Annotated in this window: 22 protein-coding genes and 1 pseudogene; 6 read left to right on the forward strand and 17 right to left on the reverse strand. The window is 71.8% G+C overall.

Annotated features, from left to right (window positions below):
* Positions 1-204: 204 nt before the first annotated feature.
* The 6 genes from ACY1JF_RS07480 to ACY1JF_RS07505 form a co-directional block, all read right to left on the reverse strand.
* Complete coding sequence (locus ACY1JF_RS07480) at positions 205-2,898, reverse strand: SpoIIE family protein phosphatase (RefSeq protein WP_462704193.1); 2,694 nt, start codon at positions 2,896-2,898, stop codon at positions 205-207.
* Positions 2,899-3,135: 237 nt separating this feature from the next.
* Positions 3,136-3,576 (reverse strand): ATP-binding protein, encoded by a 441-nt coding sequence (locus ACY1JF_RS07485; protein ID WP_462704194.1) that lies wholly within the window; start codon positions 3,574-3,576, stop codon positions 3,136-3,138.
* A gap of 171 nt (positions 3,577-3,747) precedes the next feature.
* Positions 3,748-4,167, reverse strand: a complete 420-nt coding sequence (locus ACY1JF_RS07490; protein WP_462704195.1) for a (deoxy)nucleoside triphosphate pyrophosphohydrolase — start codon at positions 4,165-4,167, stop codon at positions 3,748-3,750.
* A gap of 386 nt (positions 4,168-4,553) precedes the next feature.
* On the reverse strand, positions 4,554-4,742 hold the full coding sequence (locus ACY1JF_RS07495) for an SPOR domain-containing protein (protein WP_462704196.1): 189 nt from the start codon (positions 4,740-4,742) through the stop codon (positions 4,554-4,556).
* 376 nt (positions 4,743-5,118) lie between these two features.
* Positions 5,119-5,871, reverse strand: coding sequence for a GntR family transcriptional regulator (locus ACY1JF_RS07500; protein ID WP_462704197.1), 753 nt, complete (start codon positions 5,869-5,871; stop codon positions 5,119-5,121).
* Between the two features lie 193 nt (positions 5,872-6,064).
* Positions 6,065-7,171, reverse strand: coding sequence for a DUF4190 domain-containing protein (locus ACY1JF_RS07505; protein WP_462704198.1), 1,107 nt, complete (start codon positions 7,169-7,171; stop codon positions 6,065-6,067).
* 511 nt (positions 7,172-7,682) lie between these two features.
* On the opposite strand from ACY1JF_RS07505, the gene ACY1JF_RS07510 reads away from it, so the two are divergent.
* The gene (locus ACY1JF_RS07510; protein WP_462704199.1) at positions 7,683-8,201 is read left to right on the forward strand and encodes a hypothetical protein; all 519 of its coding nucleotides are present in this window, start codon (positions 7,683-7,685) and stop codon (positions 8,199-8,201) included.
* 97 nt (positions 8,202-8,298) lie between these two features.
* On the opposite strand, the gene ACY1JF_RS07515 is transcribed toward ACY1JF_RS07510, so the two are convergent.
* From ACY1JF_RS07515 to ychF, 6 genes are all read right to left on the reverse strand, one after another.
* Positions 8,299-8,595, reverse strand: coding sequence for a DUF7848 domain-containing protein (locus tag ACY1JF_RS07515; RefSeq protein ID WP_462704200.1), 297 nt, complete (start codon positions 8,593-8,595; stop codon positions 8,299-8,301).
* 185 nt (positions 8,596-8,780) lie between these two features.
* Positions 8,781-9,674, reverse strand: coding sequence for a helix-turn-helix domain-containing protein (locus ACY1JF_RS07520; protein ID WP_462704283.1), 894 nt, complete (start codon positions 9,672-9,674; stop codon positions 8,781-8,783).
* Positions 9,611-10,120 (reverse strand): DUF6879 family protein, encoded by a 510-nt coding sequence (locus ACY1JF_RS07525; protein WP_462704201.1) that lies wholly within the window; start codon positions 10,118-10,120, stop codon positions 9,611-9,613. Before ACY1JF_RS07525 ends, ACY1JF_RS07520 begins: the two co-directional genes overlap by 64 nt.
* Entirely contained in the window at positions 10,107-10,322 is a 216-nt protein-coding gene (locus ACY1JF_RS07530; RefSeq protein WP_462704202.1) for a hypothetical protein, read from the reverse strand. The genes ACY1JF_RS07525 and ACY1JF_RS07530 overlap by 14 nt, the downstream gene beginning before the upstream one ends.
* A gap of 133 nt (positions 10,323-10,455) precedes the next feature.
* Positions 10,456-10,962, reverse strand: coding sequence for a hypothetical protein (locus ACY1JF_RS07535; RefSeq protein ID WP_462704203.1), 507 nt, complete (start codon positions 10,960-10,962; stop codon positions 10,456-10,458).
* A gap of 289 nt (positions 10,963-11,251) precedes the next feature.
* Entirely contained in the window at positions 11,252-12,340 is a 1,089-nt protein-coding gene (gene ychF / locus ACY1JF_RS07540) for a redox-regulated ATPase YchF (protein WP_462704204.1), read from the reverse strand.
* A 293-nt stretch (positions 12,341-12,633) separates the two neighbouring features.
* Between ychF and ACY1JF_RS07545 the strand changes: the two genes are divergently transcribed.
* Positions 12,634-13,188: a DUF6542 domain-containing protein gene (locus ACY1JF_RS07545; RefSeq protein ID WP_462704205.1), complete on the forward strand. Its 555-nt coding sequence runs from the start codon at positions 12,634-12,636 to the stop codon at positions 13,186-13,188.
* Positions 13,189-13,307: 119 nt separating this feature from the next.
* On the opposite strand, the gene ppgK is transcribed toward ACY1JF_RS07545, so the two are convergent.
* Both ppgK and ACY1JF_RS07555 read right to left on the reverse strand, forming a co-directional pair.
* The gene (gene ppgK, locus ACY1JF_RS07550; RefSeq protein WP_462704206.1) at positions 13,308-14,066 is read right to left on the reverse strand and encodes a polyphosphate--glucose phosphotransferase; all 759 of its coding nucleotides are present in this window, start codon (positions 14,064-14,066) and stop codon (positions 13,308-13,310) included.
* 29 nt (positions 14,067-14,095) lie between these two features.
* Complete coding sequence (locus tag ACY1JF_RS07555; protein ID WP_403532663.1) at positions 14,096-15,112, reverse strand: 4-hydroxy-3-methylbut-2-enyl diphosphate reductase; 1,017 nt, start codon at positions 15,110-15,112, stop codon at positions 14,096-14,098.
* A gap of 239 nt (positions 15,113-15,351) precedes the next feature.
* On the opposite strand from ACY1JF_RS07555, the gene xseA reads away from it, so the two are divergent.
* Positions 15,352-16,560, forward strand: coding sequence for an exodeoxyribonuclease VII large subunit (gene xseA / locus ACY1JF_RS07560; RefSeq protein ID WP_462704207.1), 1,209 nt, complete (start codon positions 15,352-15,354; stop codon positions 16,558-16,560).
* Between the two features lie 9 nt (positions 16,561-16,569).
* The gene (locus ACY1JF_RS07565) at positions 16,570-16,821 is read left to right on the forward strand and encodes an exodeoxyribonuclease VII small subunit (RefSeq protein ID WP_462704208.1); all 252 of its coding nucleotides are present in this window, start codon (positions 16,570-16,572) and stop codon (positions 16,819-16,821) included.
* Between the two features lie 159 nt (positions 16,822-16,980).
* Here ACY1JF_RS07565 and ACY1JF_RS07570 read toward each other — a convergent pair.
* Positions 16,981-17,193: pseudogene (locus ACY1JF_RS07570) on the reverse strand (DUF4287 domain-containing protein); the annotation flags it as partial.
* A gap of 250 nt (positions 17,194-17,443) precedes the next feature.
* Here ACY1JF_RS07570 and ACY1JF_RS07575 point away from each other — a divergent pair.
* Complete coding sequence (locus ACY1JF_RS07575; RefSeq protein WP_462704209.1) at positions 17,444-18,034, forward strand: malonic semialdehyde reductase; 591 nt, start codon at positions 17,444-17,446, stop codon at positions 18,032-18,034.
* A gap of 84 nt (positions 18,035-18,118) precedes the next feature.
* Here ACY1JF_RS07575 and ACY1JF_RS07580 read toward each other — a convergent pair whose 3' ends face one another.
* Positions 18,119-18,652, reverse strand: coding sequence for a DUF4245 domain-containing protein (locus ACY1JF_RS07580; protein ID WP_462704210.1), 534 nt, complete (start codon positions 18,650-18,652; stop codon positions 18,119-18,121).
* 124 nt (positions 18,653-18,776) lie between these two features.
* Here ACY1JF_RS07580 and glpX point away from each other — a divergent pair, with 124 nt between their 5' ends.
* Positions 18,777-19,811, forward strand: a complete 1,035-nt coding sequence (gene glpX / locus ACY1JF_RS07585; protein WP_462704211.1) for a class II fructose-bisphosphatase — start codon at positions 18,777-18,779, stop codon at positions 19,809-19,811.
* An 82-nt stretch (positions 19,812-19,893) separates the two neighbouring features.
* Here glpX and ACY1JF_RS07590 read toward each other — a convergent pair whose 3' ends face one another.
* Positions 19,894-20,271, reverse strand: coding sequence for a WhiB family transcriptional regulator (locus ACY1JF_RS07590; protein WP_462704212.1), 378 nt, complete (start codon positions 20,269-20,271; stop codon positions 19,894-19,896).
* Positions 20,272-20,372: the final 101 nt, after the last annotated feature.

The raw sequence follows: 20,372 nt of genomic DNA on the forward strand, positions 1-20,372 counted from the left end.
ACTTCGGCGGCCCCGGACGCCCCGGTGGGCGTGGCCGCTTCCGGCCGTTGCTGGCGGCGCGGGGTGTCCGTGCCGTCCGTCGGCTGTTCCATGCCGTGCCCTCCCTCGCCCCGCCCCGGTGGCGGGTGTCACCGGCGGGGACGACGGAGGCGGCGGTACCGGTTGCCGTCCCGGCCGGCGGTCCCGGCGGGGACGCGCGCCGCCTCAGAACAGGCTGAGCAGCGCCTCCGCCGGGTCCGGCAGGCTGGAGTCGCCGCCCGGCAGGGGGAGTTCGAACCACACCGTCTTGCCGCGCGGCGTACGCCGTGACCCCCACGCGGCGCTGAGCATCCCGACCAGTTGCAGGCCCCGGCCGCCCTCGTCGGTGTCGCGGGCGCGGCGGCGGCGCGGCTGGACCAGACCCGCGTCCCAGACCTCGCAGACCAGGGTGCGGTCGAGCAGCAGGCGGAGCCTGATCTCGCCCTCGCCGTACCGCAGGGCGTTGGTGACCAGCTCGCTCACCAGCAGTTCCGTGGTGTCGACGAGCGGTTCCAGACCCCACTCGGTCAGCTGGACGCGGGCGTACTCCCGGGCCCGGCCCACGCTGCGCGGCTCGCGCGGCAGCGCCCAGTCGCCGACGGACTCGGCGGGCAGCCCCTGCACCCGGGCCATCAGCAGCGCGATGTCGTCCTCGCCGTGGTGGGAGTCGAGGGTGTGCAGGACGTGGTCGCAGACGTCCTCCAGGTCCCGGTGGGTGCCGGCGCGGGGCGGCGCGGCCGAGGGGCGGGCCGGGCCGGTCAGCGCGCCCACGAACGCCTGGAGCCCCTCGTCCAGCGGATGGTCGCGGCTCTCGACGAGTCCGTCGGTGTAGAGCGCGAGCAGGGCGCCCTCGGGCAGTTCGACCTCCACCTCCTCGAAGGGCTCCCCGCCGACGCCGAGCGGCAGGCCGGGCGGGACGTCCAGCATCAGGGCGGGCTCGCCCGGCTCGACCAGGACGGGCGGCAGGTGCCCGGCGTTGGCGAAGGTGCAGCGCCGGGTGACGGAGTCGTAGACGGCGTAGACGCAGGTCGCCAGGTACACCTCGGAGAGGTCTGCCTCGCGGGGGCGGCGGGCGGCCCGGGTGGCCTGCTGGACGCCGCCCGCGAACGCCTGCGAGGGGCCGCCGGGGGCGCCGAGGCCCCGGGCGATCTCGTCGAGCTGCCCGAGCACCTCCGCCGGTTCGAGGTCGAGCTGGGCCAGCGTCCGTACGGCGGTGCGCAGTTCGCCCATCGCGACGGCGGCCCGCAGGCCGCGGCCCATGACGTCGCCGACGACCAGCGCGGTGCGGTGCCCGGGGAGTTCGATGACGTCGAACCAGTCGCCGCCGACCTCGCTGGGCCGGCCGGTGGCCGCGTTGCCGGGCAGGTAGCGGCAGGCGATGTCGAGGCCGGACGCCTCCGGGTCGCCGGGCGGCAGCAGGGACCGCTGGAGTATCAGCGCCCGCTCGTGCTCGCGGCGGTAGAGGCGCGCGTTGTCGATGCAGACGGCGGCGCGGGCGGCCAGTTCCACGGCGAGCCCGCGGTCGCGGTCGCCGAACGGCTCGCTGCCCTTGGTCCGGGCGAACTGGGCGAGGCCCACCACCGTGTCGTGGGCGACCATCGGCACGGCGAGCGTGGACTGCACCAGGCCGCCCTCCTCGGCCGGGACGGTGCGCGGGCGGCCGGTGCGCAGCGCGTCGGCGCACGGGGAGGTGAAGGGGTAGTGGTGGACGGCACCGACCTGGACGCGGGTCCCGGTGCCGAGGAAGGGAATGTCGGCGACGGCGCTGGCGTAGGCGACCCGGCGCAGTTCGGCGCTGCCGTCGGCGAGGCCGGGCGGTGTCTCGTCGCCGGTCAGCAGGCCCTGGTAGAGGTCGACGGTGGCCAGGTCGCAGAAGCCGGGGACGACGACGTCGAGGAGTTCGCGGGCGGTGGTCTCCAGGTCGAGGGAGGTGCCGATGCGGGCCCCCGCGTCGTTGAGGAGGGCGAGGTTGCGCCGGGCGGCGGCGGCCTCGCGGGCGGCGGCGCGGCGGGCGGTGACGTCCGTGCCGAGCCAGGCGATCCCGATGGGGCGGCCCGAACCGCTGTGCACCCGGTAGAGGTTGACCGACCAGTGGCGGCGCTCGTCGGAGCCCGGCCGGAAGCCGGTGACGTGCATGTCGGTGATGGACTCGCCGGTCTCCAGCACCCGGCGCAGGGTCGCGGTGATCCGGTCGCCCTCGCCGCGCGGCAGGTAGTCGTGGACGCCCCGGCCGCGGTGGTCGTCGGGGGTGCCGCCGAAGACGGAGGCGAACCGCTGGTTGACGCGGCGCACCTTCAGATCGGTGTCGATCAGCAGGAACCCGAACGGAGATTGACCGAAAATGGACTGCGAGGCGGCGAGGTCGGTCTCGATGCTCCGCAGGGTGCGGACGTCCACGACGACGCAGACGGCGGCCTTCTCGCCGTCCCGGGTCCGGGTCGGCATGACGTAGACCTCGGCGAGGCCGCGCTTGCCGCACTCCCCGCCCTCGCCGTGCGGGACGCGGAAGGGGACGACGCCGGTCCACTCGCGTCCGTCGAGGATCTCTGCCATCTTGCGCTGACCGCGTTCGCGCAGGTCGGGGTCGATGAAGACGTCGATGGGGTCCATGCCGAGGGCCCGTTGCGCGGGGATGCCGAAGATCTGCTCGGCGCGCAGACTCCACTGGTCCACCAGCCCGTCGGGGCCGATGGAGAAGGAGGCGACCTTGATGTAGTCGTAGATGGAGCCGGGCGGACTGCTCTGCCACATGGTGTCGCCGGGCAGGGCTTCGCCGCGTCCCGCGGGCACCGCGGCCCCGCCCGCGGCGCCGGCCCGCGCACCGTTCGGCGCGCTCTCGGTCTCCTCGGACCCCGTGGCCCTCGCTGGTATCTCGCTCACGCGAACCGTCCCCTCCAGCTCACCGCGTCCGGCACCGGTCACCGGGGGCGGCTGTCCGCAGTATCCAGCACTACGGCGCCGCACAACACGGTGTTCACGATCACAGCACGGTCCCTGTGCTTTCCGGACCGGACCGTGACAACACTTCCAGTCTTCTAACCAGCGGACACGCCATCGAACCACGACTTCGGCAACGGTCCACCCCGCGGACACGCCGATACGGAGCGTGACGACCGCTCACCCGGCCGGAGCGAGTTCGAACCACACCGTCTTGCCCGTCTCCCCCCGCCGCGTCCCCCAGCGGCGCGCGGCGGCGGCGACCATGCGCAGCCCCCGGCCGCCCTCGTCCTCGGGGCGGGCGGACCGCTCGTGGGGCAGGACGGGGAGCCGGTCGGAGACCTCCACGCGCAGCACACCGTCGGGTCCGACCGGTGCGACCAGCCGGACTCCGATGGGGCCGACGGCGTACCGCAGGGCGTTGGTGACCAGTTCGCTGACGAGCAGGACGGTGATGTCACCGACGCCGTCGAGGCTCCAGTCGCGCAGCCGGCCGCGCACCAGGGAGCGGGCGGCGCCGACGGCGTCCGGTTCCGCGGGGAAGATCCACTCGGCGCAGTCGCCTTCGGTGCCGGTCACTCCACTCACTCCCCGGCCGGTGGATGCCCACTTCACGCCCATCCGTTTTCGTGGGGTTAATGGGCTCATACCCGATTCGCGCAGCGGGTATCGCCCGGAGGGCGCACTGCGGCACGAACGGTGCACAGGAGGACGCGCGCGGGGAGGCGCGCACAGGGAGGCGCACACGGGAGGCACGCGCGGAAGGGCACGCGCGGGGAGGCACGCACCGGCTCACGCCGCGCCGGACTCCCCCGGTGCCCCGAGGTGGGCGAGCACCTGGCGGACGGCCGGCACGTCCTGTTCGAGCCAGGGCACGTCCCAGATCCGGGCGGGGGCCAGCCAGCGCAGTTCGTCGTGGTCCTGGAGCGGCTCGGGGGCGGCGGAGCCGGGGAGCAGGCGCGCGGTCCACACCTCGAGGACGTACGGGGATCCCAGCGGCCACCGTCCCGCGATCCGCTCGCCCGTCCGGACGTCCACACCGAGTTCCTCGCGCAGCTCCCGTACGAGCGCGGCCTCGGGCGTCTCGCCCTCTTCCACCTTGCCGCCGGGCAGCTCCCACCGTCCGGCCAGTTCCGCCGGCGCGCTGCGGCGCGCGGCGAGCAGGCGCCCGCCGTCGAGCAGGGCGGCCCCGACCACGATCCGTTCCGTCATGCGCCGGAGCCTACGGGAGGGGACGCGGCCCGCCCGCGATCGGCACCGCGGGTCCTGACCGGCGGACGTCCGCCGCCGCCGGTCGACCGACGCCCGCCGCCCCCACCGGCCGGCCGACGCCGGGCACCCGTCGCGGTCGGCCGTGGTCGGAGGTGGTCGGACGTGGTCAGAGGGCCGTCGTCGGTCGTCATGGACCGGCCGCTGTCGGCCAGCATGCGCCGGCCGCCGGTGGTCGGCCGTCATGGACCAACCGTCATCGGCCGACCGCCATCGGCCGACCGCCATCGATCGGTCGCCGTCAGTCGGTCGTCATGGACCGGCCGCCATCGGTCGTGATCGGTCGACCGGCCGTCATCGGTCGACCGGCCTCCGCCAGTCGGCCGTCGTCAGTCGGCCGTCGTGCCGTTCTGCCCGATCCGCTCGACCCAGTACATCTGCTTGGCGCCGCGGCCCCCGAGGCTGTCCGCGATCTTCTGGGCCTCGGCCCGGGTCGCGTACCTGCCCACCCGGTAGCGATGGCCGTTGTCGTCCTGCCGCACGACCAGCCAGGGCAGAGTGACCGTGCCGTCATTCATCGTGCCCCTCCACTTCGCGCCCATGGCCGTCCCGCACCCCGCCCGCCAAGGAAACCGCAGTCCGCATATGCCCGACCTTACGCCCTGCCTTCACGCACCGAATACGGCTTTTTACAAAAGGGTACGCAACCAGCCATAACGCGGGGGCGTGCGGAGCCGAACGCGCCCTGGCCGGGCGGCGGCCTCCCGGACCGGGGCGTCCGCCGGGCCCGCCGGGCCCACCTGCGGGAACGGCCGGGCCGCCCGGCCGCCGCCGGGAGCGGCGGGCGCCGGGGAGACGGGGGCGGCACCCCGGCAAGGGGCGCGCGAGGCGCGGGAGGCGTGCGCCATCTCACACCGGCGCCCTGCGCGCCGTACGTCCGGCCCCGTGACGGGGCTACTTCACCGGCAGGTGGTACGCCACCCGGAACCGGTCCGCCGGGATCACCACGTCGGCCGTCTCGACCGCGCGGCCGGAGGCGAAGAACGTGCGCTGGACGACCAGGACGACATGGCCGGGGACACCGCCCAGGGTCAGCAGTTCCTCCGCGAGGCCGGGGCGGGCGCCGACCTCCTCGGTGACGTTGTCCACGACGATGTCGATGGCGGCCATGCGCTCGACGACGCCCATCCCGCCCAGGGGGCCTTCCTCGGGCAGCATCACGGGCGTGCGGCCTGTGACGGCGAGCGGCTCCCAGGAGGTGGAGAGCATGACCGCGTCGCCGCCCTCGCGGAAGACGTACTTGGTGCGCATCACGCGCTCGCCGGGCTCGATGCCGAGCCGCTCGGCCACGGCGGCGCCCGCCTCCGTCTGCTCGCTGCTGGACTCCCAGGTGCCGCGCGCCCCGGCGTCGGCCTGCTCCTGCCGGTAGGGCGTGGCCCCGCCGGCCGGACGGTAACCGGAGCGGGCGATGCGCCGGGGCACCGGACGCTCGCGCACGTACGTCCCCGAGCCGGAACGCCCCTCGACCAGGCCCTCGGCCATGAGGACCTTGCGGGCCTCCAGCGCGACGGTGTCCGAGACGCCGTACTCCTCGCGGATCCTGGCCTGGGAGGGCAGGCGGGTGTGAGGCGGCAGCAGACCGTCGACGATCTTCTTGCGCAGATCCCCCGCGACACGCAGATACGCCGGCTGCTCACCGAATGCCACTGGCCGCTCTCCCGTCGGGTTGTACAGACGGCAACAGCCTGACAACCGTAGGTTGTCCCAGGCAAGCAAAGGCCAGAGGATCACTCGATGTGATGACATGCGGCGGCCACGGGTTTTGTCCGGGATTTCTCCGCGGATCTCCCCACCCGTCTCCTCCGGCCGCACCCCTCTCGCGGCCCCCCTTCCGTACCTCTCACACCTCGAAGCCGGGGTCGTCCCCCTCCGTCCCCTCCCCCGTGTCGCCCGTCTGGTACTCCGGCGGGGTGGTGGCCAGCCCCAGGGCCTTGCGCGCGGCGACCGAGGCGGCGGGGGCGATCAGGTCGTAGCCGGCGTCGTAGTGCTCGTAGAAGGTGTCCGCGTCGGTGGCCCGCGCGGCCTCGGCCCACTCCTCGCGGGCCGCGTCCAGGTCCTCGGCCAGGTCGGCGACCGGCCGCTCGGCGCCGGCCGGCCAGGCGCGCCCGCGCAGTCGCCCGGTCTGCTCGGCGAGCGCGCTCTCCATCCGGCCCGCCCAGTCCCGGTGACCCGGCAGGTCGTCCTCGATGTACTCGGTCACGGGCTCGGACTCCAGCGCCTCGTCGAGGAGCCCGGCCGCCTCCAGGAAGGCGACCTGGTCGGCGTCGAGCGTCGTCTCGTCGTTGCGCAGCGAACCGGTCAGGACGTCGCCCCGCGACGCCCCGCCGAACAGGCAGGTGACCTCGCGGTCGCCCGTCCGCCAGCTCTGCCGGGTCGGCGTGAGGTAGTAGATGTCGACGTCGGAGGGCAGGGCCCAGGCGTCCATGGCGTAACCGGCGCGCAGCGCGTAGCACTTCTCGTCGGCCGTGCGGGTGACCGAGTCGTCCCCCGGGAAGGACCCGTCGGCCAGTTCGAAGACGGCGAACACCTCACCGTCGTGCGCGCCCGCGCAGGGCACCTGGTCGATGTCGTACGTCACGCCTTCCAGCGAGCCGTCGGGGGTGTCGAAGCACTGTCCGGTATCGAGGGAGTACGCGGTGCCCTCACCACTCGCCGCCTCCCTGAGACCCTGCCAGAAGGCGGACGCGCCCCCCGTGGTGAGCACCACCGCCCACAACACGAGCCCCACCGAGGACAGCACCGCCCCGGCCACCGCGAACGCCGTGCCGCGCTCGCCCCGCCGCCTGATCTGACTGAGCGCGACGACCCCCAGCACCAGCCCGACGGCCGGCAGGAAGCACAGCAGGCCGAGCACGAGGGCGGAGATGGCGATCCCGTTGACGGGAGCCGGGCGGGGCGGCGCGTAGGGCCGGCCCCAGGCCGGGTGGGGCGGCGGCGGTATGGACACGAGTACCGTGCTCCTGACTCGGGCGGCGGCGCGCAGGCGTCCGCGGACGTGCCGTACCGCTGCCTGCCGTACGGCTGGGCGCATCGTAAGCGCGAAGCGGCGGGTACGCGGAGTCGGTTCCCGGTGGGGAGGGCTGAACCCGCGCCCGCCCGAACGGAGCCGGGGCGGCGCCCGCCCGGGTCCGACGCCGTGCGGCGCGCGCCGCGGGAGCACCCGGACGCCGAGGGAACGCCGCTGATCACGTGAGCGACCGGGGGCGTGCGCGGACATCCGCGGTGTGGCGGGGGTCCGTCACCACCGGGATGTCCCTTCGCCCGTGGACGAGGCGTGGGGGCGCGTCCGCCCTTTCGTCCCGGCCTTCCTTCCCGGGGCGGGAACGCCGGCGCCGGCCCGGTCGTCACCGGCGGCGGTGAGACGGGCGGCGCGGTCGAACAGGACTCCGTCCTCCCCCCCCTCCTTGGGATGTGTAAAGAACTTGACTCATGAGTCGACAAGGTCTTTACATGTAGGCATGTTTGATGACACCCACCTCGCTCGACGAGCGGAAGAACTTCGGGTCACTGCCGGCGATCACTACCGGAAGGCAGCCCAGTACGACGCGCAGGGCAGCGAAGCCCAGGCTGAGCAGGCACGCGAAGCAGCGGTCCGCTCCACACAGAGGGCCGAGATACACGAACGCCTCAAGGGACGTCCCTGGTCTGCCATGGCCATGGCCTGGCTCATCGGAGCTGACCCGGAGGAGGCACGCAAGCTCCTCGACCAGGTGGAGCGAGTTCCGGCTGAGGAGTTGCTGACCCATGGGGATCGCGACCCGCACCTGGAGTACCGCATCGCTACTCTCCAAGGCCGCGCATGCGAGTGGGCGATGGCCAACGCGATGCGTAATGGCACAGCCGACAGCGTCGTGGACGAAGTGCTCCGCATGGAAGAGCTGGGAGTCGAGGTCAACATCGCTGCCCTTGCTCGCATGACAGGCATCTCTCGGCAGACGCTTCACGCCCGCCTGCGCAAGGTGCGTGCTTTCGAGTAGTCACCCCATAGGCCCTCGCGTCATACGTCTCAACCGGACGGTGCGGGGGCTTTCGCCTGCTGTGCCAGCACGTCGTGTCCAAATGGACGGGGCGCCGCTACTCAGCCCGCACAACGAGGGCGAGAGAGGTGCAGACTCGCCGAAAGCTCTGATGCCCAGTCCTGCCGGTGTGGCGCATGCACTCCAGGTCGACGGCTGCCCCGTCCTCCGAAGGCTCGGCCTTCCAGTCGCAGTTCAGGCACTCCGCTTCGAACGTCACGTCGGTTCCGGGGTGCCGTGTGATCCGGTGCTCGACGTAGCGCAGGATCGCCCTGGTCACTCCTCGCCTCCGTGTGCTTCGCCGAGGTGCGCTCGCAGGGCCACGTTCACATCCGTCGCCTTGGAGTAGTCGCACGACGAGACGGCGTTGGTTCGCCGCACCGCGAGTTCAAGACAGTGCCGACAGCCGGAGACCGGCTCAGGCTGGGCGCTGGGCAGGGGCAGGTACACGGGTCCCGACTGGATGCTGGCGCTTGTTCGCATGGCTCTCCCGACTCCGATCTCCTCTGATCACATCGTCGGGCCGCTCACTTGGCGCGCCTAGCGTCTTTCCTGTTGCCGCAAGAACTCGTCCCGGACGTCCTCGACGAGGCTGTGCATGTCGTCGCCGTAAAGCGCCACGGCAGCGAATCTGTCGAACGTGTCGACGTACGTCTGGACGTCCCGCGGGTCCCGCGTCGTCACCTCCGAGTGGAAGGTCTCGACGATGACAAGGCTGTCGTCGTGGATGCTGAAACAGGTCATGGGGAAGTCCGGCTTCCGGCCGGCTTGAGAGACAACGCCGATGGATACGGCGGGGAGCCGTGACAGGGACACAAGACGGTCGAGCTGTACGGCCATGACAGTGGGCTCGCAGATCAGCCACCGCAGCACATGCTCGCAGATGACGAAGTCGAACGACCGCCCGTCCTCGTACAGCGCGGCTTGCCGCTCCAGCCGGGCCGCCACCGTCCGTGCCTTGGTTTCGTCCGGCAGAGCTGGCGGCAGGGAGAACACCGCCGTGGCGTACTCAGGAGTCTGGAGAAGGCCAGGGATGAGCTGCCCCTGGAACAGCCTGAGCGCCTTCGTGTTGGCCTCGATGCCCTTGATCGTGTTCTGGTGCTTCCACGCCCCCATACGGCGCAGCAACCGCCACGCCGTGGCTTCCGTGGCCTCGACCCGGGCCGCCGCGAGGAACTGTTCCTTGGCCTCCTCGGAAACTCCAAGGGCGGACAGGACGAGGTCGACGTCCTGCACCGTGGGCATGGTCCGGCCGTTCTCGATCTTCGAGAGCTTGGCTGCGGACATGGAAGCCCTGCGGGCCACTGCGCTGCCGGTCAGTCCCGATGCCTCGCGCAGTGTCCGCAGCGCTCTTCCGACGGATTCCGTGGTCAGTGGTGCCGCTCCCGGTAGGTCGCAAACGGCACGGCCCGGGAGAGCGCCAGGTCCCGGTATCCCCGGTACTCCGGGAGGCGGTCGACGGGGAGGAGTTCACCGCCGAGGAACCGGCCCTCGGGGGTGTAGTGCATCCGGTACACGTCGCGGTCGTCGAAGAGCCAGAAGTCATGGTCGGGCAGACCGTCCACGTCCTGCTCGGCCAGGTCGATGATGCCGATCGACTCACCAGCCTTGATGTTGCCGGGGTAGGCCGCCAGCTCGTAGCGCAGGTAGTCGGTCAGCGGGGAGCGCAGGACGTGGACGCGGGACACCTGCTTGCCTTTGTCGGTCATGGACCGCACCCACGGGTTGTCGTCCCACTCCGGCCCCATGTCCTCGCCGGCCAGGAAGCGCGCGATCTCCTCGCGCTCCTCCTCCACGTCGTATTCGGCCAGCGTCTCCAGCCGGAACGCGGTCCGCTCGAACGTCTCGAAGAGGCGCCCGAACTCCTCACCGGTGAGCACGGAAGTACTCCTCCAGCACGGCCGCGGGGACCATGACCGCCGTCTCACCCTCAGGCAGATCGAGCTGCGCCAGCCGCTCAGGGGCGTTGATCACGTACCCCTGTACGACGTACTCCTTGCCGTCGTCCGTACCCCACAGGGTGGGGCAGGTGCCGTTCTTGCAGTCCGGGTCTCCCGAGAGCTTCCGCAGCGGTGCGCCCATGGCTTTCCCCCTCCTGTCGACAGGCTTGGTCAAGCCGATGCTTCCGACCTGCCAACTTCCGGGTCAAGCTCCCCGGCTTTCCAGAACAGGAAACCTTACCGGACACGCGCCTACTCGCCGGTGAGAGAGTGAGTCAGATCCGTCTTCGCGAGCTGAGCTCCTGCTTCCAGTACTCCCCGCTACACGGCCGTTGGTAGCGAAAGAACATCGCATACGTGACGGCCATATCGAAGTCTGCATCAGCGAAGTACTCATCGCCGCCGAACAGGCCCCAGTGGCGCGAGCAGCACTCTTTGAGCACCCGCTCCGTTTCACCTGTGTTGGAGTGCAGCACGGAGATCCACCAGCTACATATCTCCGCACCACGGACCTTGGCATCCCAGCCGTGCCGCTTGATCCGTTGCCTGGCGTCAGCGGTCCTTCCAACCTTCACGACCCCATCGGAAAATTCGACGACATAGAGCCAGCCGCACGGAGAGGAGTGCTCACACTCAGTCCTGTAGGCATGGCTGGGGCGAGTGCCCTTCGGACCATAGAGCCCAGGCGTGCACCGCTCGTCGATATCGAGGAACCCATACCCCTCGCCCACGTCGCCCCCCGACGATCGTCCCTGAAGACCTGCCCAGTCGAACCGAACCATATTCGACCACCGATGCCGCATGGGCCTTCATCGGAGGTCTCGGCACCAGCCAGACAGAGGATGGCACAGTCAGCACACTCAGGTCTCTTGATCAGCACACTCACTCGCGCCGTAGCCCCAGTTCAGGGCCGGTCAACCCTCGTCAGCACGTCAGCACCAAGTCAGCACAGGACCCGGAAAAGGCCGGAATCAACAGGAGAAAACAAGAAGGGGCCAGACCGTGAGATCTGGCCCCTGACCTGGGGTTTTACCCTCTGATCTGCATCTCAGCCGATCAAGGAATCACCCGCTACACGTTGAAGCGGAACTCCACCACGTCCCCGTCCCGCATCACGTAGTCCTTCCCCTCCATGCGCGCCTTCCCCTTGGCGCGGGCCTCCGCGACCGAGCCCGTCTCCACCAGGTCGTCGAAGGAGATGACCTCCGCCTTGATGAAGCCCTTCTGGAAGTCGGTGTGGATGACGCCGGCGGCCTCGGGGGCGGTGGCGCCCTTCTTGATGGTCCAGGCGCGGGACTCCTTGGGGCCGGCCGTCAGGTAGGTCTGGAGGCCGAGGGTGGCGAAGCCGACGCGGGCGAGGGTGGCGAGGCCGGGCTCCTCCTGGCCGACGGACTGGAGGAGTTCGAGGGCCTCGTCCTCGTCCAGTTCGGCCAGGTCGGCCTCCAGCTTGGCGTTGAGGAAGATCGCCTCGGCGGGGGCGACCAGGGCGCGCTGCTCGTTCTTGAACTCCTCGTCGGTCAGCTCGTCCTCGTCGACGTTGAAGACGTAGAGGAAGGGCTTGGTGGTGAGGAGGTGCAGGTCGTGGAGGAGCTCGGCCCGCTCGGTGTTCTGGACGATGCCGTGGGCGAAGAGGGTGTCGCCCTTCTCCAGGATCTCCTTGGCCTCCTCGACGGCCTTGACCTTGGGAGCGACGTCCTTCTTGATGCGCGACTCCTTCTGGAGGCGCGGCAGGACCTTCTCGATGGTCTGGAGGTCGGCGAGGATCAGCTCGGTGTTGATCGTCTCGATGTCGTCCCCGGGCGAGACCTTGCCGTCGACGTGGACGACGTTCTCGTCCTTGAAGGCGCGGATGACCTGGCAGATCGCGTCGGACTCGCGGATGTTCGCGAGGAACTTGTTGCCCAGGCCCTCGCCCTCGCTTGCGCCCCGCACGATGCCCGCGATGTCGACGAAGTCGACCGTGGCGGGGAGGATCTTCTCCGAGGAGAAGATCTCGGCCAGCTTCGTCAGGCGGGGGTCGGGGACGCCCACGACGCCGACGTTGGGCTCGATCGTGGCGAACGGGTAGTTGGCCGCCAGCACGTCGTTCTTGGTCAGGGCGTTGAACAGGGTCGACTTGCCGACATTCGGCAGGCCGACGATTCCGATCGTGAGCGACACGTTGCGACTTCCCGTACGTGAGGGTGCGGAGGGAGCGGGGGCCCGGGCGGGGCCGATCCACCAGTCTACGGGGTGTGCGGTACGGAGTACGCGGGCAGTCGAACGCGTGGCCAGACCGGTCCCCGGCGTGTCCGAGAGCCGGTTCCGCACATCGACCGACCTAAGTTGGACCAGTGGAGCAACACAGGACGCGACCTGCGCGATACGGACCGCGAAGCGGGCGCCCGCCGCTGCCCCCGCAGGGCCGGGCGGAGCGGGGCCTGCCGCCGGGGCGCGGGAGTGCCGGCGGGCCGTTGGACGACCGCGGCGCGCAGGACGCGCGGGGCGTGCCGGCCCGGGCTCCCGCCCGGGTGCCGGGTCCGGGGGGCCGGCGGTTCCCCAAGGCCGCCGCGCGCGGCCCCGCGGCGGCCCGGCCGCCCGGGCCGGCCTCGGCTCGGGCGGCGGGGCTGCTGCGGGGCCCGAGGCTGACCGGGCTGGGCTGCGGCCTGTTCTGCGCGGCGGTGATGCTCGGGACCGGGTTGCTCGACCTGGTGCTGTTCGGGGCGTCGCGGACGGTGTACGGCGTGCTGTTCCTGCCGGTCTGCGTGCTGACCGCCTGCTGGGTGCGCCAGGCCGACCTGCTGACCGCGCCGATCGTGGTGCCGATCGCCTTCGCCCTGGGGCTGACCACCCTGACGGACGGCGGTGACGGCTTCACCGGCGCGCTGACCGGGTTCGTGACCGCGCTGGCCACGGAGGCCGGGTGGCTGTACGGCGGGACACTGATCGCCGGATCGGTCGTGATCGTGCGCCGGGTCCGGCTGGTACGGCGCCGGATCGCCGCCCGGGCCGGGCGCGCACCGGCCTGAGCGCGGCCGGCCCGTCCCGCCGGCCTGAGCGCGGCCGGCCCGTCCCGCCGGCTCACGAGGTCCGCCCCCTCCTGCTGACCGGGGAAGCCCGCCCCTCCCGCCGACCGGCCCCGCGCCGCTCAGCCCGCGGCCGGCTGTCCCTCCGCCGCCCGCATCGCCGCGCCGACGATCCCCGCGTTGTTCTGCAGCTGGGCCGGGACGATCTCCGCGCGGATGCCGTCGAGGTGGGGCAGGAACTTGTGCGCTTTGCGGCTGACCCCGCCGCCGATGATGAACAGCTCGGGCGAGAAGAGCATCTCGACGTGGGCGAGGTAGGCCCGTACCCGGTGCCCCCAGTGCTCCCAGGACATGTCGTGGTCGTCCTTGACCTTGCTGGAGGCCCGCTTCTCGGCCTCGTGGCCGTCCAGCTCCAGGTGGCCCAGCTCGGTGTTGGGGACGAGGACGCCGTCGGTGAAGACGGCGCTGCCGATGCCGGTGCCGAAGGTGAGCAGGACGACCGTGCCCGCACGGCCGCGGCCCGCGCCGAAGTGCATCTCCGCGACACCCGCCGCGTCCGCGTCGTTGACGACGGTCACCGGCAGGCCGCCCAGGCGGTCGCTGAACAACGCGCGCGCGTCCCGGTCGACCCAGCTCTTGTCGACGTTGGCCGCCGTACGGACGGTGGCGCCCCCGGTGACCACACCCGGGAAGGTCAGGCCGACCGGGCCGGTCCAGCCGAAGTGCTCGACGACTTCCCGTACCCCGTCGGCCACCCCGTCCGGCGTCGCCGGGTGCGGGGTGAGCACCTTGCAGCGCTCCTGGGCCAGATCGCCCCTGTCGAGGTCCACAGGGGCGCCCTTGATGCCCGAGCCGCCGATGTCCACGCCGAAGATCTGCATGGCACCACGTTACGGCCTGCGACTGACAGTCACTCCCCCGAGGTGCCGGAACCGCCGCGCTCGGCGACCAGCGCCGCCGCCTCCTCGCGCAGGTCCCGGCGCAGCTCCTTGGGGAGAGAGAAGGTGATGGACTCCTCGGCCGCCTTGACGATCTCCACGTCCGCGTAGCCGCGCGCGGCGAGGTACTCCAGTACCTGCTCGACCAGGATCTCCGGGACGGAGGCGCCGGAGGTGACGCCGACCGTCGTGACCCCCTCCAGCCAGGTCTCGTCGATCTCGTCGGCGAAGTCGACCAGGTACGCGTCGCGGGCGCCGGCCTGCTTGGCGACCTCGACCAGCCGCTTGGAGTTGGAGGAGTTGCGGGAGCCGACGACGATGACGAGGTCGGCCTCGGCGCCCATCTGCTTCACCGCGAGCTGACGGTTCTGCGTGGCGTAGCAGATGTCGTCGCTGGGCGGGGAGATGAGCTGGGGGAACTTCTCCTTCAGGGCGTCGACGGTCTCCATGGTCTCGTCGACGGAGAGCGTGGTCTGGGAGAGCCAGACCACCTTGGACTCGTCCCGGACCTCGACCTTGGCGACGTCGCCGGGGCCGTCGACGAGCTGGATGTGCTCGGGTGCCTCGCCGGAGGTGCCGATGACCTCCTCGTGGCCCTCGTGGCCGATGAGGAGGATGTCGTAGTCGTCCTTGGCGAAGCGGACCGCTTCCTTGTGGACCTTGGTGACCAGGGGGCAGGTCGCGTCGATGGTGGCGAGCCGGCCACGCTCGGCCTCTTCATGGACGACGGGGGCCACGCCGTGCGCGGAGAACATGACGATGTTGCCCGGGGGGACCTCCTCCGTGCGCTCGACGAAGACGGCTCCCTTCTTCTCCAGGGTCTGCACGACGTACTTGTTGTGGACGATCTCGTGCCGGACGTAGACGGGAGCGCCGTACTGCTCCAGCGCTTTCTCGACGGCGATCACGGCGCGGTCCACACCCGCGCAGTAGCCACGGGGGGCGGCGAGCAGGACACGGCGGCCAGGCGAAGCAGTCATGCGGTCCATCGTACGGGCGCGTTCGGCGGGTCGGAGATCGCGTGGGGGGCGCATCGGCGGAGAGACGGGGGAGGCGCTGTACGAGTACGGGCGCGGGCGCGGTGTCCGGGACCGGCACGGCGGCCCCGGGGGCCGGGTCCGCGGCCGGCCGCGCCCACGCGGCGGGGCCGGGTGCGTCACACGCCCCCGCGCCCCTCGGGGGCGTTTCCCGTCCCCGGCCTGTCAGTGGGGCCCGTTACGCTCGCGGCATGGCGGTGAACACGAGTCCGGAGTCCCCTCTGCCCGTGGGCGAGGTGTCGCGGCTCATCGGAAGCTGGATCGACCGGCTCGGCGCGGTCTGGGTCGAGGGGCAGATCACCCAGCTGTCGCGGCGGCCGGGCGCGGGGGTGGTGTTCCTGACCCTGCGCGATCCCTCGCACGACATCTCGGTGAGCGTCACCTGCTACCGGCAGGTCTTCGACGCGGTCGCCGACGTGATCGGCGAGGGCGCCCGCGTGGTGGTCCACGCCAGACCCGACTGGTACGCGCCGCGCGGGCAGCTGTCGCTGCGGGCCGCCGAGATCAAGCCGGTGGGGGTGGGCGAGCTGCTGGCCCGGCTCGAACAGCTCAAGAAGGCGCTCGCGCGCGAGGGGCTGTTCGCGCCGGAGCGCAAGAAGCCGCTGCCGTTCCTGCCGCACCTCGTCGGCCTGGTGTGCGGGCGTGCCTCGGCCGCCGAGCGGGACGTGCTGGAGAACGCCCACCGCCGCTGGCCCGCCGTCCGCTTCGAGGTGCGCAACGTCGCGGTGCAGGGCGTGCACGCGGTGCCGCAGGTCGTCCGGGCGGTGAAGGAGCTGGACGCGATGGACGAGGTGGACGTGATCGTCGTGGCGCGCGGCGGCGGCAGCGTGGAGGACCTGCTGCCGTTCTCCGACGAGCAGCTGGTCCGCGTGGTCGCCGAGTGCCGTACGCCGGTGGTCTCCGCCATCGGGCACGAGCCGGACAACCCGCTCCTGGACCACGTGGCCGACCTGCGCGCCTCCACGCCGACCGACGCCGCCAAGAAGGTGGTGCCGGACGTCGGGGAGGAGTACGAGCGGGTACGGCTGCTGCGGGACCGGGCGCGGCGCTGCGTGGCGGCGTTCGTCGACCGCGAGGAGCGGGGGCTGGCGCACGCGCTGGCCCGGCCGTCGGTACAGGACCCGTACCGCATGATCGACGAGCGCGCGGAGCAGGTGACGGCCCTGCTGGAGCGGGGCCGGCGCGCCCTGCGCCACCACCTGGACCGCGCCGACTCGGAGCTGACGCACACGCACGCGCGCGTGGTGGCCCTCTCCCCGGCCGCGACCCTCGAACGGGGGTACGCGGTACTGCAGCGGGCCGACGGCCGGGCGGTCCGGGACCCCGCCGAGGTCGCGGCGGGCGAGGCGCTGCGCGCGCGGGTCTTTGGGGGCGATTTCTCCGTACGGGTCGACGCATAGGGTGAGTGGATGACCAGCGAGGTGGAACAGACGGCGGCCCGTACCGAGGCGCTCGGTTACGAGCAGGCCCGGGACGAGCTGATCGAGGTCGTACGACGGCTGGAGGCGGGCGGGACGACGCTGGAGGAGTCCCTGGCCCTGTGGGAGCGGGGCGAGGAGCTGGCGAAGACCTGCCGGCGCCGGCTGGACGGGGCCCGGGCCCGGCTGGACGCGGCCCTGGCCGAGGAGGCGGGGCCCGGGGATTCGGACGACGCCTCCTAGCCTCCCCGGCTAGCCTCCCCGGCCGCCGCCCCTGACTCCGGACCGGCCGCCGCCCCAGGCCCCGGACCGGCCGCCGCCCCAGGCCCCGGACCAGCCACCACCCCAGGCCCCGGACCGGCCACCGCCCCCGGCTCCGGGCCCCGGGCCGGCCGGCGCCTGCTTCCCGCTGTCCTCGGCCGGCGCGTGTGCGACCAGGGCGCCGGCACGGCCGTGGCCCGGCCCGTGTTCGGTCTTCAGCCAGGTGACGAGTTCCCTGTGCCGGGCCAGGGGCGAGGAGCGGATGAGCTCCTTCCACTCGGCGACCGGGCGGCCGTACTTCTTCTCGGTCGACGGGGAGGAAGCGGCGGGGCCCTCCACGGCGTCGGTGGTCATATCAGGCTGGTCCCGTCCGCTCGGGTGGTGAGGTGTCCGTGGCCGTGGGAAGGGCGCGCGGTCCGTCCGCGGTGACTCCGGCCGTCCCTCGGACCGTCCGCCGCGCCGCCGTGATCCGCCTCACTCCTCCCCGTCCCGCCCCGGCGGCCACGTGACGCGGAACACGCGGTTCCCACTTTGGTTGAACCTTGAACTTCCTTGGCGTACCGTCGTCGGAGTCAACGGATCCGCACTTCGAGGAAGATCACGTATGTCTCTCGTTCTTGACCCCGCCGCCCAGGACCTGCTGTTCCGCGAGGCCCGCACCGCGAACAGCTTCACCGACGAGCCGGTGACCGAGGAGCAGGTGCAGGCGATCTACGACCTGGTCAAGTTCGGTCCGACCGCCTTCAACCAGTCCCCGCTGCGGATCACCCTGGTCCGCTCCCCCGAGGCCCGCGAGCGCCTGGTGAAGCACATGTCCGAGGGCAACGCCGCCAAGACCGCGTCCGCCCCGCTGGTCGCCGTCCTGTCCGCGGACAACGAGTTCCACGAGGAACTGCCGACGCTGTTCCCGCACTTCCCGCAGGCCAAGGACGCCTTCTTCTCCGAGCGCGCCGTCCGCGAGAACGCCGCCGCGCTGAACGCCGCCCTCCAGGCCGGGTACTTCATCGTCGGCGTCCGCGCCGCCGGCCTGGCCGCCGGTCCGATGACCGGCTTCGACCCCGAGGGCGTCCGCAAGGAGTTCCTGGACGACGACCACACCCCGCTGATGGTCGTCAACATCGGCAAGCCGGGCCCCGACGCCTGGTACCCGCGCTCCCCGCGGCTGGCGTACGACGAGGTCGTCACCACCGTCTGAGCGACCGTCCGAGCAGGTGCGGGCGTGGTCCCGGCGTCCCGAGGGGGACGCCGGGACCACGCCCGCACGGCGCGTCCCGGCCGCTCAGGACATCTCCAGCGCCGCCGCCATCTTCGTCAGCTGGCCGAAGGAGCCGGTGCCGGCCACGACCGTCGTCGCGCCCTTCACACCCTCCGTGTCCTTCAGCACCAGGGCCTTGTACCGGCCCCCCGCGTAGCGCGTCCAGGACCGGCCGTCGATCTCCTCGGTGACGTCGGTCGCCGTCGCGCCCTGGCTCGCCTCCTCGATGAAGGCGGACACCTTCCCCGTCGACTGCTCGACCTGTACGTACTGGCCGTCCGGGAGGTGGAAGCCCAGGTGCCAGGTGTCGGACTCGGTGCCCCGGTAGCGGACCGAGGTCGCCTTCCACGTCTCGGGGAGGCCCTCGGGCGCGGCCACCGGGTACGGCGCGGCACGGCGGGCGGTGAGCAGCTCCACCCGGTAGTCGACCCGCTGGAGGTCGGGCTCCTTGTCGTCGTGCGGGACGAAGGCCCACATGACCAGCCCCGCCAGGACACTCACGCCCAGCGAGTAGATCATGTTCCGAGCGGTCTTCTGCTTGCCGTTTCTGCCTGCCACACCCCCATCGTCGCAGGTACCCGCGGCGCTCATCCGTGGGGTCCCCTGCTCATCCAGTCGGACTGGCGATAGAGTCATGGTCATACCCTCATCCGGCCGTCGTCGTACAGAAAGGTGCGTTTCGATGACCGAACATCATCACCTTCCCTCCGAACTGGACGTACCCGCCGAGGCTCCCGACCGCAACCTCGCCATGGAACTGGTCCGCGTGACCGAGGCGGCGGCGATGGCCGCCGGCCGCTGGGTCGGGCGCGGCGACAAGAACGGCGCCGACGGTGCCGCGGTGCGCGCCATGCGGACCCTCGTCCAGACCGTGTCGATGAACGGCGTCGTCGTCATCGGCGAAGGGGAGAAGGACGAGGCCCCGATGCTCTTCAACGGGGAGCGGGTCGGCGACGGCACCGGCGCCGAGGTCGACATCGCGGTCGACCCGATCGACGGCACCACCCTGACGGCGAAGGGCATGACCAACGCGATCGCCGTGCTGGCCGCCGCCGAGCGGGGTTCCATGTTCGACCCGTCGGCCGTCTTCTACATGGACAAGCTGGTCACCGGGCCCGAGGCCGCCGACTTCGTGGACATCAACGCGCCGGTCGCGGTGAACATCCGCCGGGTCGCCAAGGCCAAGCGGGTCACGCCCGAGGACGTCACGGTCGTCATCCTGGACCGGCCCCGGCACAAGGACCTCATCCAGCAGGTCAGGGAGACCGGCGCGCGCATCAAGCTGATCTCCGACGGCGACGTGGCCGGCTCCATCCTGGCGCTGCGCGAGGGCACCGGCATCGACCTGCTGCTCGGCGTCGGCGGCACCCCCGAGGGCATCATCTCGGCCTGCGCGGTGAAGTGCCTGGGCGGCACCATCCAGGGCAAACTGTGGCCGAAGGACGACGCGGAGCGGCAGCGGGCGCTGGACGCCGGGCACGATCTGGACCGGGTGCTGACCACGGAGGACCTCGTCACCGGCGAGAACGTGTTCTTCGTCGCGACCGGCATCACGGACGGCGAGCTGCTGCGCGGGGTGCGCTACCGGTCGGAGACGGCCACCACGGACTCGATCGTGATGCGGTCGAAGTCGGGGACGGTGCGGCGGATCGACTCCGAGCACCGGCTGAGCAAGCTGCGGGCGTACAGCGCGGTCAACTTCGACCAGGCGAAGTAGCGCCGCCGCGGCTCTTCCCCGCGGCGGCACCGAGAAGGCACCCTCTGTGCGGAGAGGGTGCCTTCCCCTTTCCGCGTCCGGGTCAGCCGGCCGCCGCTATCCGGCCCGTCGCGCGGGCCGCCTTCTTCAGCTCCAGGTCGCGGCGGCGCCTGCGGGCCAGGACCACGCGGCGCTCGGCGGCGGTGAGGCCGCCCCAGACGCCGTAGGGCTCGGGCTGGAGCAGGGCGTGCTCGCGGCACTCGACCATGACGGGACAGCGCGCGCAGACGCGCTTGGCCGCCTCCTCGCGGGAGAGCCGGGCGGCGGTCGGCTCCTTGGAAGGTGCGAAGAACAGGCCCGCCTCGTCGCGCCGGCACACCGCCTCGGTGTGCCAGGGGGCGTCCTGGTCCCGGCCTCGCGCCGGTACCCGCTGGGCCGGAACGGCGGCTGCCTGCAGGGACGAAGGCGGCGGTTGCAGCACGGTCTACTCCTGACGACGGCTTCGCGAGCGAGAGACGATGCAGCAAGCCTTACCCGCTGTACGCGCGCCTATGCACTGGGTCCCGAACCGCCGGGCCCGCC

The sequence above is a fragment of the Streptomyces sp. SYSU D01066-1 genome (genome assembly GCF_054956795.1).